Annotated in this window: 17 protein-coding genes; 6 read left to right on the top strand and 11 right to left on the bottom strand. The window is 70.0% G+C overall.

The genetic code is table 11. From position 1 onward, the window contains the following. The first annotated feature begins 89 nt into the window (after window positions 1–89). Window positions 90–311, top strand: a complete 222-nt coding sequence (locus FKR81_RS38210) for a YtxH domain-containing protein (protein WP_146359380.1) — start codon at window positions 90–92, stop codon at window positions 309–311. Here FKR81_RS38210 and FKR81_RS38205 read toward each other — a convergent pair. Genes FKR81_RS38205 through dnaG form a run of 4 tightly spaced genes read right to left on the bottom strand, consistent with a single transcriptional unit; the run spans window position 295 to window position 4106 of the window. Then, window positions 295–927 carry an MOSC domain-containing protein gene (locus FKR81_RS38205; protein WP_328593188.1) on the bottom strand — a complete coding sequence of 211 codons (633 nt, stop codon included), beginning with the start codon at window positions 925–927 and terminating at the stop codon, window positions 295–297. The genes FKR81_RS38210 and FKR81_RS38205 overlap by 17 nt on opposite strands. Continuing rightward, on the bottom strand, window positions 924–1664 hold the full coding sequence (locus FKR81_RS38200; protein WP_146359375.1) for a trans-aconitate 2-methyltransferase: 741 nt from the start codon (window positions 1662–1664) through the stop codon (window positions 924–926). Before FKR81_RS38200 ends, FKR81_RS38205 begins: the two co-directional genes overlap by 4 nt. Before the next feature lie 39 nt (window positions 1665–1703). Further along, window positions 1704–2216 carry a hypothetical protein gene (locus tag FKR81_RS38195; protein ID WP_146359372.1) on the bottom strand — a complete coding sequence of 171 codons (513 nt, stop codon included), beginning with the start codon at window positions 2214–2216 and terminating at the stop codon, window positions 1704–1706. Then, window positions 2217–4106 carry a DNA primase gene (gene dnaG, locus FKR81_RS38190; protein ID WP_146359369.1) on the bottom strand — a complete coding sequence of 630 codons (1890 nt, stop codon included), beginning with the start codon at window positions 4104–4106 and terminating at the stop codon, window positions 2217–2219. Window positions 4107–4129: 23 nt separating this feature from the next. Between dnaG and FKR81_RS38185 the strand changes: the two genes are divergently transcribed. Then, complete coding sequence (locus FKR81_RS38185) at window positions 4130–4996, top strand: sigma-70 family RNA polymerase sigma factor (protein WP_146359367.1); 867 nt, start codon at window positions 4130–4132, stop codon at window positions 4994–4996. A 144-nt stretch (window positions 4997–5140) separates the two neighbouring features. Further along, the gene (locus FKR81_RS38180; protein ID WP_146359364.1) at window positions 5141–5767 is read left to right on the top strand and encodes a dioxygenase family protein; all 627 of its coding nucleotides are present in this window, start codon (window positions 5141–5143) and stop codon (window positions 5765–5767) included. Here FKR81_RS38180 and FKR81_RS38175 read toward each other — a convergent pair. Further along, complete coding sequence (locus tag FKR81_RS38175; RefSeq protein WP_146359361.1) at window positions 5731–6330, bottom strand: carboxymuconolactone decarboxylase family protein; 600 nt, start codon at window positions 6328–6330, stop codon at window positions 5731–5733. The genes FKR81_RS38180 and FKR81_RS38175 overlap by 37 nt on opposite strands. A gap of 82 nt (window positions 6331–6412) precedes the next feature. Here FKR81_RS38175 and FKR81_RS44070 point away from each other — a divergent pair, with 82 nt between their 5' ends. Continuing rightward, window positions 6413–6589 carry a hypothetical protein gene (locus FKR81_RS44070; protein ID WP_186763415.1) on the top strand — a complete coding sequence of 59 codons (177 nt, stop codon included), beginning with the start codon at window positions 6413–6415 and terminating at the stop codon, window positions 6587–6589. Window positions 6590–6617: 28 nt separating this feature from the next. Here the strand turns inward: FKR81_RS44070 and FKR81_RS38170 are convergent, their stop codons facing one another. From FKR81_RS38170 to FKR81_RS38145, 6 genes are all read right to left on the bottom strand, one after another. Continuing rightward, window positions 6618–7133, bottom strand: a complete 516-nt coding sequence (locus tag FKR81_RS38170; protein WP_146359359.1) for a DUF5753 domain-containing protein — start codon at window positions 7131–7133, stop codon at window positions 6618–6620. A gap of 21 nt (window positions 7134–7154) precedes the next feature. Continuing rightward, entirely contained in the window at window positions 7155–8099 is a 945-nt protein-coding gene (locus FKR81_RS38165; RefSeq protein ID WP_146359357.1) for a serpin family protein, read from the bottom strand. Beyond that, complete coding sequence (locus FKR81_RS38160; protein WP_146359354.1) at window positions 8096–9037, bottom strand: serpin family protein; 942 nt, start codon at window positions 9035–9037, stop codon at window positions 8096–8098. Before FKR81_RS38160 ends, FKR81_RS38165 begins: the two co-directional genes overlap by 4 nt. After that, window positions 9034–10062: a serpin family protein gene (locus FKR81_RS38155; RefSeq protein ID WP_235922150.1), complete on the bottom strand. Its 1029-nt coding sequence runs from the start codon at window positions 10060–10062 to the stop codon at window positions 9034–9036. Before FKR81_RS38155 ends, FKR81_RS38160 begins: the two co-directional genes overlap by 4 nt. Window positions 10063–10322: 260 nt before the next feature. Further along, the gene (locus FKR81_RS38150) at window positions 10323–11561 is read right to left on the bottom strand and encodes a deoxyguanosinetriphosphate triphosphohydrolase (RefSeq protein ID WP_146359348.1); all 1239 of its coding nucleotides are present in this window, start codon (window positions 11559–11561) and stop codon (window positions 10323–10325) included. Next, the gene (locus tag FKR81_RS38145; protein ID WP_235922149.1) at window positions 11561–12226 is read right to left on the bottom strand and encodes a YdcF family protein; all 666 of its coding nucleotides are present in this window, start codon (window positions 12224–12226) and stop codon (window positions 11561–11563) included. The genes FKR81_RS38150 and FKR81_RS38145 overlap by 1 nt, the downstream gene beginning before the upstream one ends. A gap of 61 nt (window positions 12227–12287) precedes the next feature. Here FKR81_RS38145 and FKR81_RS38140 point away from each other — a divergent pair, with 61 nt between their 5' ends. Both FKR81_RS38140 and FKR81_RS38135 read left to right on the top strand, forming a co-directional pair. Then, entirely contained in the window at window positions 12288–13013 is a 726-nt protein-coding gene (locus FKR81_RS38140; protein ID WP_146359342.1) for a Type 1 glutamine amidotransferase-like domain-containing protein, read from the top strand. Between the two features lie 68 nt (window positions 13014–13081). Next, on the top strand, window positions 13082–13948 hold the full coding sequence (locus tag FKR81_RS38135) for a serine hydrolase (protein ID WP_146359339.1): 867 nt from the start codon (window positions 13082–13084) through the stop codon (window positions 13946–13948). The last annotated feature ends 5 nt before the right edge of the window (window positions 13949–13953 follow it).

The following is a 13953-nucleotide window of genomic DNA, read 5'->3' as shown; positions in this document are numbered from 1 at the left end:
CTAGCGCATGCTGGAAACGGGTTCTCTAGGCACCCCCCTAGTTCGGGGCATCATGGACCCTGACCAGGCACGACGGGAGAGGAGACCTCATGAAGGGCATCTTGGTCGGCGTGGCGATCGGCTACGTGCTCGGCGCGAAGGCCGGCCGTGAGCGGTACGACCAGATCGTCCGGGCCTACCACCGGGTCATGGAGAACCCGACGGTGCGCAAGGCAGCGGGTACGGCCAAGGACAAGGTGGCCGACACGATTCCGTGGATGCACCACGAGCACAACGGGCAGCGCAAGGACCCGGTCATTCCGACAGCGTGACGGCGTCGCCGACGGACACCGTCGCAGGTCGGAGCACCTGCGCGTAGACGCCGAACTTGGGCGCCTCGCGGAGGTACGCGCCGATCATGGCGCAGCGCACGGCGGGGCCGACGATCGACAACAGGGCTCCGCCGACCTGGAGGCGACGACCGATCCACCCGTCCTCGACCCGCGACGAACCCGGTGCGTCGACGACCAGGTTCGGCCGGAAGATCATCCAATCCGGTGACGGCACGCCGAGCCACCGGAGGGACGCGGTCGTGACGAGGTGGATCGGCTGGTCGTCCACGTGCGGGACGTCGTTCTCCGGAGCCACGACGACCGGCCGGTCCACCACGGCCGACACGGCCGCGTCCAGCTCTGCCCCGAGCGGCAGCGAGACACCGGACGGCAAGGTCACCACCGGGGAGTCACCGACCAGCGCGGCAGACATGTCCGGCAGGGAGGACATCCGCACGAAGCGGCGGGTGGTCTTGCCCGAGCCGACACGGCCTTCCGGCGTGCGCAGCGCCCAGAACCGGTCGAGCAGCACACCCCGCGCGGACAACGAGACCGACGGCAAGTCCTCGCCCCGCAACGACTTCACGGGGTAACGGCCACACGCGACGACCCTCACCTGATGCGCGCCACGACGAAGATCCGGCGGAACGGGAACCACACGGTGCCGTCGGCGCGCATCGGGTAGGCCGAGCGCAGCCGCGGTGCCAGGCGGGCCCGGAAGTCCTCCCACCCGGCGTCGTCGAGAGCCGCGCGGACGGGACGCAGGGCGGTGCCGGTGATCCACTCCAGCACGGCGTCCGCGCCGGTCAGGCGCTGCACGTAGGTGGTCTCCCAGACGTCGACCTCGTGGTCCGCCAGCAGCTCCGCGTACTCGACGGGCTCGAGCACCGGCACGCCGGAGCGGAACACGTGCGCCAGCGACGGGCCGGCGACCTCGCGGGTCAGCTGGTGCGACGCGCCGGAGAAGTTGCCGGGCACCTGCATCGCCAGCCAGGCGCCGGACGGCAGCGACGACGCCCAGTCCGACAGGAGCGCCGGGTGCGAAGGCACCCACTGCAGCACGGCGTTGGTCACCAGCACATCGGTGTCCGGCGCGGGTTTCCACGACAGGACGTCCTCGACCGCGGCGTCGATGCCGCGTGAACGCGCGGAGGACACCATCTCCGGCGACGAGTCGAACGCCTCGACCACGGCGCCGGGCCAGCGTTCGGACAGCAGGGGCGTCAGGTGGCCCGGACCGCAGCCCGCGTCGACGACGCGGCGGGGTGACTCCGCGCCCACCCGAGCGATCAGCTCGTGGAACGGGCGCGAACGGTGGTCAGAGAACGACAGGTACTTCCCCGGATCCCACATAGTTCTAACAGTACACGCGTACTGCTAGCCCAGGCGAAGCTAACGGAGCTGCTCCATTTTCGACGCCACCGCCGCGGCGATCGAGCGCACCAGCTCGACGTCCGTGCCGGGGTCCGGGCGCGCCTGGAGCACGACGCCGTCCTGGCCGGCGACCTTGCGCTGGAGGAACCACACGCCGCCGCCCGGCAGGTCCTTGCGGTGCCGCGACTTGATCGAACCGGTCACGCGCTCGTGCACGACCTGCGGCAGCTTGCCCGGCACCTCGAGCGCGAACCGTTGCGGCGCCTGGTCTTCCAGCAGCACGGCGCCACCTGCTTCACCGGAGACGACCGCCTCGATCACGGTCAACGCGTTGGCGCTCCAGGTGGCCTTGCTGATCAGGTGCCAGCCGACCATCCGACCGTCCGGCAGCCACAACCCGAGCGAGGTCGCGACCAGGTGGCGGCCGTCGGGCAGTGCGGCGGACGCCAGCACGATCTCGTCGGGTGCCAGCGCACCGGTGAAGCCCTCCGGGACCCCGCGGCCGGAGACCCTGCGCCACCACTTGAGCACCTACAGCCCTCCAACCGCCTGTGAACCGAGCGCCTTGTGGTACTCCTCGAGCGCGACGAGGTCGCCGAACAGCGCGCGGTACTCGTCCGGCTCCTGCACCGGCGAGATGCGCTGCAGGCGCGACTTGATGTCCGCGATCTGGCCGCCGACGAGCAGCTGCTGCAACCGCGACAGCACGGACGACACGTACTTGTACTCGTCGCCCTCCTTGACCTGCAAGGCTTCCACGGACAGCTCGGACAGCACGGTGCGCACCGACTGGTTCTTGCACCGCTGCGACACGGCGTCCACGAAGGACGGTCCGGACAGGCCACCGGACGCACCGCCGGCACCCCTGATGGCCCGGTGCAGCTCCAGGTACGCGGGGTGCGTGAACGCCTCGTCCGGCAGCTGGTCGTAGTACGGGCCCGCGACCTCGGGCAGCTGCAGCGCGGACTTGATGGCCTCGCGCTGGTGCCACAGCCGCGGGTCACGCGGGTCCGGCCGCGAAGGCCCGTCCACCTCGATGCCCAGCGCACCCTGGTTCGGGTCCACGACCGGACGAGGTGCGCGCGGCGTCTTGCCGCCCGACGTCTCGCGCACGCGGCGCACCACGGCGGCCTCGTCGGACCAGCCGACCCACCAGGCGAGCTTGGTGGCGTAGCCGTCCCGCTTCGCGCGGTCCTTGATCTGCGCGACGAACGGGACCATCTTCTTCAGCGCCTCGACGCGGCCGTCGACCGAGTCCAGGTCGTAGTCCTGCAGCTGGGTGCGGATCGCGAACTCGATCAACGGGGTGCGCCGCGCCACCAGGTCGCGCACCGCGACCTCGCCCTTGGCCTGGCGCAGCTCGCACGGGTCCATGCCGTCCGGCGCGATCGCGATGTAGGTCTGCGCGGAGAACTGCTGCTCGCCCTCGAACGCCTTCAGCGCGGCCTTCTGCCCCGCCGCGTCGCCGTCGAAGGTGAAGATCACCTCGCCGTTCATGTCGTCGTCGATCAGCAGCCTGCGCAGCACGTTCATGTGGTCCGTGCCGAACGCCGTGCCGCACGAGGCGATCGCGGTCGTCACACCGGACAGGTGCATGGCCATCACGTCGGTGTAGCCCTCGACGACGACGGCCTGGCGGCGCTTGGCGATCTCCTTCTTGGCCAGGTCCAGCCCGAAGAGCACGTGCGACTTCTTGTAGATCGGGCTCTCGCTGGTGTTCAGGTACTTCGCCTGGATCTGGTCGTCGTCGAAGATCCGGCGCGCGCCGAACCCGACGACGTCGCCGCCCATGTCCCTGATCGGCCACAGCAGCCTGCGGTGGAACCGGTCGATCGGGCCCTGACGGCCCTCCTTGGTGAGCTGCGCCTTGATCAGCTCGGTGAGCTCGAAGCCGCGGTTCAGCAGGTGCTTGGTGAGCTTGTCCCAGCCCGCAGGCGCGAAGCCGCAGCCGAACAGGCGCGCGGCCGCCTCGTCGAACCCGCGCTCGGCCAGGAACTCCCGCGCCTTCAACGCTTCCGGCGTCGCGAGCTGCTCGGCGTAGTACTCCGCGGCCGCGCGGTGCGCCTCCAGCAGCCGGGACCGCGTGCCGCGGTCGCGCTGGATCGTCGCGCCGCCGCCCTCGTAGGTCAGCTGGATGCCCGCCCGGTCCGCGAGCCGCTCGACCGCCTCGACGAACGAGAGGTGCTCGACCTTCATCACGAACGCGATGACGTCGCCGCCCTCGCCGCACCCGAAGCAGTGGAACGTGCCGTGCGTCGGGCGCACGTTGAACGAAGGCGTCTTCTCGTCGTGGAAGGGGCACAACCCCTTCAGCGCACCGCCACCCGCGCGCCGCAGCGACACGTGGTCGCCCACGACCTCGTCGACCCGACTGCGGTCACGCACCAGCGCGATGTCGCTCTCCCTGATGCGTCCTGCCACGAGGCGAGTCTAGTGCTGGCAAACTGGGGGTCGTGACCGCCGCCGACTTGTTCACCGAGCACCGCACGCACCTCGTCGGCGTCGCGTACCGCCTGACCGGCAGCGTCGCGGACGCCGAGGACGCGGTGCAGGAGGCCTGGTTCCGCTTCACCGGCGCGCAGGGCGTCAAGGACGCGCGGGCGTGGCTCACGACCGTGGTGAGCCGGATCTGCCTCGACCGGCTGCGCTCGGCCGCCGTGCGGCGCGAGACCTACGTCGGGTCGTGGCTGCCCGAGCCGCTGCTGACCTCCGACGACGACCCGCTGGACGCGGTGGTGCGCGACGACGGAGTGCGGATGGCGGCGCTCGTCGTGCTCGACCGGCTGACGCCCGAGCAGCGGGTCGCGTTCGTGCTGCACGACGCGTTCTCCGTGCCGTTCGACGAGATCGCGGACGTGCTGAACGTCTCGGTCGCGGCGGCGCGCCAGCACGCGTCACGGGCCCGCAAGGCCGTCTCGGACGCTGAACCGCCGCCGCGCGCGGCGCTGGACGAGCAGCGCGAGGTGCTGGAGAAGTTCCTCACCGCGGTGTCGGCGGGCGACCTGAACGCGGTGCTCGGCCTGCTGCACCCGGACGTCGTCGTGATCGGCGACGGCGGCGGCAAGGCGCGCACGGCGGTGCAGTTCGTCGTCGGCGCGGACAAGGTCGCGCGGTTCCTCTTCGGGCTCATCCGCAAGTACGGCGGCGTGCCGCAGGGCCATCCGGCGCTGGTCAACGGCGACCTCGGGCTCGTCTACCCGGAGCAGGGCGATGTGGCGGCGCGCGTCACGTCGTTCGCGGTGCGGGACGGCAAGGTCGTCGCGATCTACGACCACTCCAATCCCGACAAACTCGGACATGTCCGGTTCTGACGCGGTTCCGCAGGACTGAACGGCCGCTTGTTCATGCCCGAACGACGTATGTCGGTCCCCTTCGGCTTCACCCTAGGGTTGTAGTCGGCCGCCTTGTTACACCCCTCAAACCCTGCCGTCGGGTGGAACACGGAGAAGATCGACATGACCGAAGACAACCCGTCGCGCCGCAAGCTGCTGGCGACCGGCGCAGCGGCTGTCGCACTGACTGCCGTTACCGCACCACTGGCCAAGGGAGCGCCACTCGCGCTCACCCCCACCTGCGTCGACGATGACGACACACCGTCGAACATCGAAGGCCCCTACTTCAAGCGCAACTCCCCGCAGCGCACGAACCTGCGCACCTCGGGAGTCACCGGCGTGGTGCTGAGCCTGACCGGCTTCGTCTACACCACGAAGTGCAAGCCCATCCCCCGCGCCCTGCTGGACTTCTGGCAGGCCGACGACAAGGGCGCGTACGACAACTCCAGCCCCAGCTTCAAGATGCGCGGCCACCAGTACTCGGCCGCGACCGGCGCGTACACGCTCGAAACAGTCGTCCCGAAGGACTATCCGGGCCGCACGCCGCACATCCACGTGAAAGTGCAGGCGGCGAACGGCCCGATCCTCACCACGCAGCTGTTCTTCCCGGACAACCTGAAGGCGTACGGGATGAACGTCGCCGCGCTCAACCGGCGGGACCGGTACCTCGACCGCGACTGCACGGTCGAGCTCGGCCCGCTGGTGAGCGGTCGCTACACGGCGAAGTTCGACTTCGTCATCGAGACCTGATCGCTGGGCACCGGGATCAGGCAGGCGTCACCGGATGTGAAGCCCTGATCGGTGATGTCGAACGCGCTGTTGAAGCGGGCACGTGAGTTCTCCAGCGCGATCAGGTAGGTCAGCTCGACCAGCGCTTTGCGGCCGAGACGCCGCTCCAGTTCCGCCACCTGCTCGTCGGTGACGGTGATCGGCGTCTCGGTCATCGCGTCCGCGTAGGCGAGCGCGAGCCGTTCCAGCTCGGTGAACTTCGGCGACGTGGCGTAGTCGTCGATCTCCTTCAGGCGATCGATGTCCAGGCCGTCGTGCTTCTGCAGCATGGCCCCGAAGTCGACGCACCACGAGCAGCCCAGCTTCACCGCCGTGCGGTACACGGCCAGCTCGCCCAGCGAGCCCGTCTTCGAGGCTTTCTGCACGCTCAGCTCGTGCCACCCGTTGGCCATGAGCAGCTTCGGGTGGTGCGCGGCGACCGTGACCGGTTCCGGCACGGCCCCGAAGCGCTTGCGCGCGAACCGGTAGACCAGCCTGATCAGCCAGTTCGCTTCGTTGGTCGGTACTCCCGTGATCCTCGGCATGCACTGATGACGAGACAGCTCGGGGAAACGTGACACCTTTGGGTGACTGGGTTGCCCCTCGCCCAATGCCTAGGGTCCATCCATGAGCAACGACTTCGTGCTGGACATCGACCACGAGTCAGCAGGCCTGCTCGCCGGAACTCTTCTCGCCGGTGACTCGTGCGCGGTTCCGGTGCGGCACCAGAACGTCAAGCTGCTGCTGTGCGCGCTGCCCGGTGAGAACGGGATGAAGCTCTACCTGCGCCGCAACACCAGCTGACGCGCGTGTTGAACATCGGTCGCGTCGACTATCGGTCGTACTCGGCCAGGTAGCTCATGAGCATCTCGCGCGAGTCCTCGTTGTCCAGCGCGATGTCGCGCAACCGTTCGAAGATCATCAGGGCGCGCTCGACGGTCTCCTGGTCGGTGGCCAGCACGACGTTCGCCAGGTAGAGCACCGGCGGGTCGTGGGCGTACTGGATCATCGTGTAGTCGAGGCCGAACGCCGCCGCGCCGCCCGCGTCCGCCGGCACGACGCGGATCACGTCGGCGCGGAAGAGCAGGTGCAGCATCTGCTCCTCCATCAGCCGGTCGTCGCCTACGCGCGTGCGCAGTGCGTACTCGTGGATGAAGAAGTCGCACTTGGCGAGCACGTTGCGGCGGTCGAGCTCCGGGGCGGGCGCGAGGCCGAGCTGGTGGGCGAGCGCGGCCGCGTACTCCTCGGTGCGCAGCAGTACCGGGATGGTGACACCGCTGAAGCAGCTGATTTTGGTGGCGCCCGCCTCGGCGAGCACGAGGTACTGCTCGGCCCCATGCGTCGTCATGCCGGAACGGTAAGGCGATGATCAAGAACTCGCAGGGCGGGACACGCGTGCCATGAAGTAAATAGCACCCGTACGGGCGTGCCGCACGACGAAGAGGAACGGCCGGTCCACCTTCACCACGACCGGGTCGGGGAAGTCGTCCCAGCCCATCACCGCGACCATCGCCGTGCCGGCGGCGCCCTCGAGGCCGTGCTCATCGACCCGCAGCACGGTCCGGTGGACCACGGAGTCGACGGTCATCGTCGGGTCAGGGAAGTCCGGACCGGTCACGAACATGCCTGTCACGCCCAGCGCGGCCAGCGGCTCCAGCAGCTCCGCGCCGTACTCCAGCTTCGGCATCCGCAACCTGACGTTGGTCGGCTGCGGCGCGGCGAGCAGGGTCGCGAACAGGGCCGGGTTCAGGTCGAGCGACTGCTTCGGCATCAGCACCACGGCCTCGACGTCGCCGAGTGCCGGGATCGTCACCACCTGCCAGCCGTGCAGGCGGGCGTAGCCGAGGCGTTCCTCGACCGACATCGACGGCACGTCGACCTCGCCGTCCGGAGTGGTGAACGGCAGCGGGCCAGCGGCGGTGAACTCCTCGGCCCAGCTCGCCTTCAGGTACAGGGCGTTCACCAGCACCGAGACCGTGTCGAGTGGCAGGTCGTCGATCAACTCCGGGATCAGGTCGCGAGTGACCGCGGCGACGTCCGCGTTGATCAGCTTCCGGGCGATCACCGGATCGTCGAAGAACTGGACGGGCGGCGGCAGGTTCATGCCGCGACGGGCCCACAGGGCGTCCGCGACCGCGAAGTCCGGCGGATGCGAACCCGGCAACCCCGCGGAACCCAGCAACTCCAGCAGCTCGTCACGCGTCTCGCCGCGGACCAGGCCGAGCACGGTGTGCAGAGCGGCGGCCACGGAGTACGGCGACCAGCACACGTCGCCCGGCAGCTCGCGGTGGAGCCGGGCCGCGAACTCGATCACAGGTTCTCCACGCGCGCCAGGAAGTAGATCGCGCCGGTCACCGAGTGCCGCACCAGGAACAGGAACGGCCGGTCCACCGTCACCTCGACCGGCTCGACGGGGACCGGGACCGGGCTGCCGACGGCCATGATCGCGGTGGCCGCGGTGCCCTCGATGCCGTGCTCGTCGACGCGCAGCACGGCCTGGTGGATCACCTGGTCGATCACCATGTCCGGATGCGGCATGCCGCCCTGCGCGAACACGGCCGCGAGCCCGAGCCGTTCCAGCGCCGGACGCAGGTCGTCGCCGTACGAGAGCTTCAGCGTGGGCATGGTCAGCAGCACTTCGGTGTGAGCATGCGCGTCCAGCAACTCGGAGAGCGCACGAGAATCGAGATCCATACCGTCGGACGGCAGCAGCACCACAGCTTCCACGTCGTCGTGCGCAGGGATCTTCACGACCTCCCAGCCGTGCAGCCGCGCGTACGGGAAGCTGCTCTGCCGCTGCATCATCGGCACCAGCCGGTCGCCGGAAGGGCTGTGGAACGGCTCGTCGCCGACGAGCCAGAACTGCCCCCACCACTGAGCCTTCAGGTACAGCGCGTTGACCACGACCGCCGTCGTCGAAGGCGCCAACGACTTCAGCAGCTCCGGAATCAGCCCACGGGTCGCCTCAGCCACCTCGGCGTTGATCAGCTTCAGAGCCGCAGCCGGGTCGTCGAACAACCGGACCGGCGCGGGCAGGTTCAGGAAGTCCCGCGCCCACAAGGAGTCCGAGACGGCGAAGCCCGGCGGGTGCGAACCCGGCAGCTCCTCCGAACCCAGGAGCTCCAGCAGTCGCGCGCGGGTCGAGCCCTCGGCGAGGCGCAGCACGATGCGCAGGGCGGACTCGACGGAGTACGGCGACCAGCACACGTCACCGGGCAGCTCCCCCAGGAGCCGCGGTGCGAAATCGTTCACGGACGGACGATACGGGTCATGAAGTAGATCGCGCCGGTGTTCGCGTGCCGGACCAGCAACAGGAACGGCCGGTCGACCTCGACGACGACCGGGTCGTCCTCGATCTCGATCGACACCAGGCGGAACGTCGCGGCCGTCGCGGCGGCGCCTTCGAGGCCTTCCTCGTCCACGCGCAGCACGGCCTCGTGCAGCACGTCGTCGACGAACAGCCGCGGGTCCGGCGAGATGCCGGTGAAGTCCGCGTTCTCGCTGAACATGCTCCAGACGCCCAGCTGCACCAGTGAGTCCTTGAGCGACATCTTCATCGACACGTCGACCCGAGGCATCGAGAGGTCGAGGCGGACGTGGTCGGTCGCCTCCAGCACCACCGGGTCCAGCGGCGCGGACAGGTCGCCGTCGGGCAGCAGCACCACGGCCTCGACGCCGGACGCGGCGGGCAGCACGATCGTCTGCCAGCCGGGGCTGCGGGCGTAGCGGAACTTGGCGGTGTGCCGCATGGTCGGCACCGCCACGTCACCGCCGGGCGTGTGGAACGGGCGCTCCGTCGTGTCGTACGCGGGGAACGGGCTGAGCCACGCGACCTTCAGGTACAGCGCGTTGACGATCATCGCGACGGCGTCCGGCGACACCGAGCCGGACGGCATCAGCTCGGGGATCAGCCCGTGCGTCGTCTCGGCGACGTCGGTGTTGACGAGCTTGCGCACGGTCTCCGGGTCGGACGCGAACGGCGCGTTCCGCACGTGCGCGGCGAGGCTGAACTCGGGGTTGAGCGGCAGGTCGTCGGCCGCCCACAGGGTGTTCGCGACCGAGAGTTCCTTCGGCGACGCGGCTTCCTTCAACAAAGCCGTCACCGACGAGCCGAGCAGGCCCTCCAGTTCGACGCGCGTCTCACCGCGCGCGCCTTCCATCGCGAGTGCGAGCGCGCTGGCCACCGAGTAGGGCGACCAGCACGCGTCGCTGTTCTGATCGGGCGCGGCGACGCGGTGCAGTGCGGTGGCGAACGCCAGGTGCGCTCGATCGGTCACGGGATTGCTCCTAGTGTCGTGGATCGGGCAACTGCACTGCGATCGGATCGTCGGGGATGGGCCGTTCCCCCGCCCCTCCCATCGGCCCCAGCGGTTTCGGGTGACGTGGTTCGCGCACACCTGCGGAACCGTCGTCCCCCTCGTCGTCCCAGCCCCAGCCGAACCCATCCGGGCCCGCCGGAACCGCCTCCCTGCTCGGTCGACGCCACGGCCATCTTCGGCCTGGCGGTCGTGTCTCGTCGTCCGCCATACCTTCGAAGCTACGCCAGTGCGTTGTGCCAGGCCACAGCCTGCGCGTCCGTCAGCAGGGCGACCTGATCGACGACGACGCGCAGTGCGGCGGCGTCGTCCGCGGCCGACTCCCACGCGGGCAGGAACGCCGGGTCCATCCGGTCCGGGCGCCGCAACAGCTGCGCCACGAGCGAGGTGATCAGCTCGCGCTGCTCCCGCTGCATCAGCAGCCGCGACGGATCGCTCATGACGTACCGGACGGCCATCGCCTTCAGCAGCGCGACCTCGGCCGCGACCTGGGGCGGCACAACGAGATCCGCGTGGTAGCGGACCAGCGGACCCTCGCCGTACACCTCGCGCGTCGCACCGACCGGGGCGGAGGCGAACCGGCCGACGAGCTCACTGGTCAGCCTCTTCAACGCGACCTGCGCGCCGAGCGAACCGTCGTACTCCGCGCGCGCCAGCTCCGCGACGGCCGGGATCTTCAGCAGGTCCTGCGCGGCGTCCTCCAGCGCGGACACCGGTTCCGCCGAGAAGTGCTTGGCGGCCAGCTCGGCGATCGCGGCGCGCTCGGTGGCGCTGGTCAGCGACGTCAGGCTGATGCGGTGCGCGAGCACGCCGTCCTCCACGTCGTGCACCGAGTACGCGACGTCGTCCGCCCAGTCCATGACCTGCGCCTCGATGCACTGCTTGCGCTCGGGCGCACCTGAGCGGATCCACTCGAAGACGTCCAGGTCGTCGTCGTACACGCCGAACTTGGTGATGCCCGCCCGGCGCGTCCACGGGTACTTCGTGGCGGCGTCGAGCACCGCGCGCGTGAGGTTCAGCCCGCGCGCCGTCTTCGGCTCCAGCCGGACCAGGATGCGCAGCGTCTGGGCGTTGCCCTCGAAGCCGCCGCACGGCTCGGCCAGCGCGTTCAGCGCGCGTTCCCCGTTGTGCCCGAACGGCGGGTGCCCGATGTCGTGCGCGAGCCCGGCCGTGTCGACGACGTCCGGGTCGCAGCCGAGCTCCTCACCGATGCCGCGGCCGATCTGCGCGACCTCCAGCGAGTGGGTGAGCCGGGTGCGCGGCACACCGGTGACCTCCGAACCCTCACCGGGGCCGACGACCTGCGTCTTGCCGGCCAGCCTGCGCAGCGCGGCCGAGTGCAGCACGCGGGCGCGGTCACGGGAGAACGGCGTGCGCCGCTCCTGCGCGCCGGGCAGTGACCCGCCCTTGGGCTCCTCGTTCAGCAGCCGCTCGGCGTCGTGGTCGGAGTAACGCAGCATCAGCCAAGCGTATGTGCCGCGATCCCGTCGAACACCCCGGCAGGGGCCTTCATCAGCCGGTAGTAGAGCAGCGCGCCGGTCTCGCGCTTGATGTAGAAGAGCTGCGTCTCGCGGGTCTGCACGTTCGGTCCGCTGCGGGTCGGCGACGTCCACGCGGTCAGCCCGGCGTCCTCGGCCATCGTGCGGGCGCGCAGCGAATGCCACGGGTCGCTGACGATCACCGCGGTCTCCAGGCCGTGCACCTTGGCGACGTCGGCGACGGCGCGCAGGCTGCCGAGCGTGTCGCTGCCCTCGCCGACCTCGAGCACCTTGTCCTCGGGGACGCCGTTCTCGACGAGCCAGATCTTGCCCGCCTGGCCCTCGGTGTACTTGTCGCCAGCCTGACGGCCTCCCGTCGTGGCGACGTAGCTCACCACGCCCTGCTGGTAGAGCTTGAGCGTGTGCCGCAGCCGGGCCTCCAGCACGTCGGACGGCACACCGTTGTACTGCGCGGCGCCCAGCACGATCGCCACGTCGGCCTTCGTCCAGTCGTCAACCCTCGCGACCTGCCAGACGCGGAACGCCGTACCGCCCACGACCAGCGCACCTACGACAACCGCGCCGAACACGAGCCTCAGCACGAGCCGCCGGATTCTGGCCAGGGGTGTCAGTGGCTTGGTCCGCACCCCATGCATGCTTCCAGAATTCGCTGCGTGACGTCGGCGGCCCCTCTGCCAAGATCACGTCATGCCTGCTGAGCTACCGACCATCGTCGCCACCTCCGGCGGATGGCGCCCCGGCCGTCGCACCAACCTCGAGTTCGGGGCGCTGATCCACCACGCCATCGACCTGTCCGGTGCGGAGGGCAGGCCGTCGCTCTGCCACGTCGGCACCGCGAACGGCGACCAGCGGACGTTCAACGCGCACGTCTCCGAGGCGGGCAAGCTCGCCGGTGTCGACGTGTCGCACCTGAACCTGTTCACCATGCCGCCCACCAACGACCTCGTGGACTTCGTGCGGTCGCACGACGTGGTGTGGGTCGGCGGCGGCTCGGTCGCGAACCTGCTCGCCGTGTGGCGCGTGCACGGACTGGACGAGGTGCTGGCCGACGCGTGGCGCGCGGGCGTCGTGCTCGGCGGTGTGTCCGCCGGGTCGATCTGCTGGTACGTGGGCGGCACGACGGACTCGTTCGGACCTGAGCTGCGGGTCGTGACGAACGGGCTGGGGCTGCTGCCGTACGGCAACGGCGTGCACTACGACAGCGAGGCCACCCGCAGGCCCGCCGTGCACAAGGCGGTCGCCTCGGGCGAGCTCCCGCTCACGCACTGCACCGACGACGGCGCCGGTCTCGTCTACCGCGGCACGGAGCTCGTGGAAGCGGTCACCGAACAGCCGGGCGCCATCGCGTACGTCGTGTCACGCGACGCGTCGGGTGCGGTGCTCGAGGAGAAGCTCGACACCCGGCGCCTGTAGGTGAACCTTCAGCAACCCCACAGGTCGCGGATCTCGACACCGGGCCGTTCCTGAACGACCGTTGACATGTGTCGTGGAAAGGGAGGTTCGGGCTGGTCGCGGGCCTGTTAGCGGTAGCGCTCGCGACTACGACCGCATTCCCGCAGGAGACCGTGTGCGAGGCGAGGGCGAAGCCCCGTCCCGCGCCGGTGGTCGCGGTTCCCGCTCCACAGCTGCCGGAAAGCAGCGCACCGGCGATCCCTGCCCCGGACCTCGCCGGTGCGCTCGCCTCCGCCGTCGACGCGGCGGGCGGCAAGCTCGACCTCGGCCTCGCGGTGCTCGACCTGCGCACCGGGACGCTCGTCGACAGCTACGGCGACCAGCCGTTCTACTCGGCCTCGCTGAGCAAGCTGATCCTGGCCGTCGACATGCTCCAGGGGCCGCAGTCCGACGACGACCTGTCCCTGCTGACGCGGGCGCTGAGCGCCAGCGACGACACGGCGATGGACGCGTTGTGGACGTCGCACGACGGCATGGACGCGGTCAGCCGCGTCGCCTCGCTCGCCGGGCTGACCGGCACGCACGCGCCCGACGACCCGTCGCAGTGGGGCGAGGTGGTCGTGACCGCGAACGACGTCACCCGGCTCTACCAGTACGTGCTCGCTTCGACGGGGCTGCGGGACTTCATCGTGCCCGCGCTGTCCGCCGCACCGGAGATCGCCGCGGACGGGTTCGACCAGGAGTTCGGGTTGCTGGGCACCGGCGCCGTCACCAAGCAGGGCTGGATGTACTACCTGCCGAGCGACGTCTACCTGCACAGCGCGGGCGTGGTGGACGACCGGTACGCGGTCGCATTGCTGTCCGTGGACCAGAGCGGGTCGTGGCAGGCGGCGCGGAGCCGGGTCAACGCTGTGACATCGGCGTTGCTGGCCGCGCTGCGCAGCCCCGGCCAATAGGACTT

The organism is Lentzea tibetensis (assembly GCF_007845675.1).
GTDB lineage: Bacteria > Actinomycetota > Actinomycetes > Mycobacteriales > Pseudonocardiaceae > Lentzea > Lentzea tibetensis.
This window is presented reverse-complemented; position numbering and strand designations above follow the sequence as displayed.

What these genes read in the sequence shown, in the direction of transcription:
- FKR81_RS38180 (WP_146359364.1), top strand. Translation starts at nt 5,141, where the DNA reads ATGACCGAAGACAACCCGTCGCGCCGCAAGCTGCTGGCGACCGGCGCA.
- FKR81_RS38210 (WP_146359380.1), top strand. Translation starts at nt 90, where the DNA reads ATGAAGGGCATCTTGGTCGGCGTGGCGATCGGCTACGTGCTCGGCGCG.
- FKR81_RS38175 (WP_146359361.1), bottom strand. Translation starts at nt 6,330, where the DNA reads ATGCCGAGGATCACGGGAGTACCGACCAACGAAGCGAACTGGCTGATC.
- FKR81_RS38150 (WP_146359348.1), bottom strand. Translation starts at nt 11,561, where the DNA reads ATGCTGCGTTACTCCGACCACGACGCCGAGCGGCTGCTGAACGAGGAG.
- FKR81_RS44070 (WP_186763415.1), top strand. Translation starts at nt 6,413, where the DNA reads ATGAGCAACGACTTCGTGCTGGACATCGACCACGAGTCAGCAGGCCTG.
- FKR81_RS38200 (WP_146359375.1), bottom strand. Translation starts at nt 1,664, where the DNA reads ATGTGGGATCCGGGGAAGTACCTGTCGTTCTCTGACCACCGTTCGCGC.
- FKR81_RS38140 (WP_146359342.1), top strand. Translation starts at nt 12,288, where the DNA reads ATGCCTGCTGAGCTACCGACCATCGTCGCCACCTCCGGCGGATGGCGC.
- FKR81_RS38170 (WP_146359359.1), bottom strand. Translation starts at nt 7,133, where the DNA reads ATGACGACGCATGGGGCCGAGCAGTACCTCGTGCTCGCCGAGGCGGGC.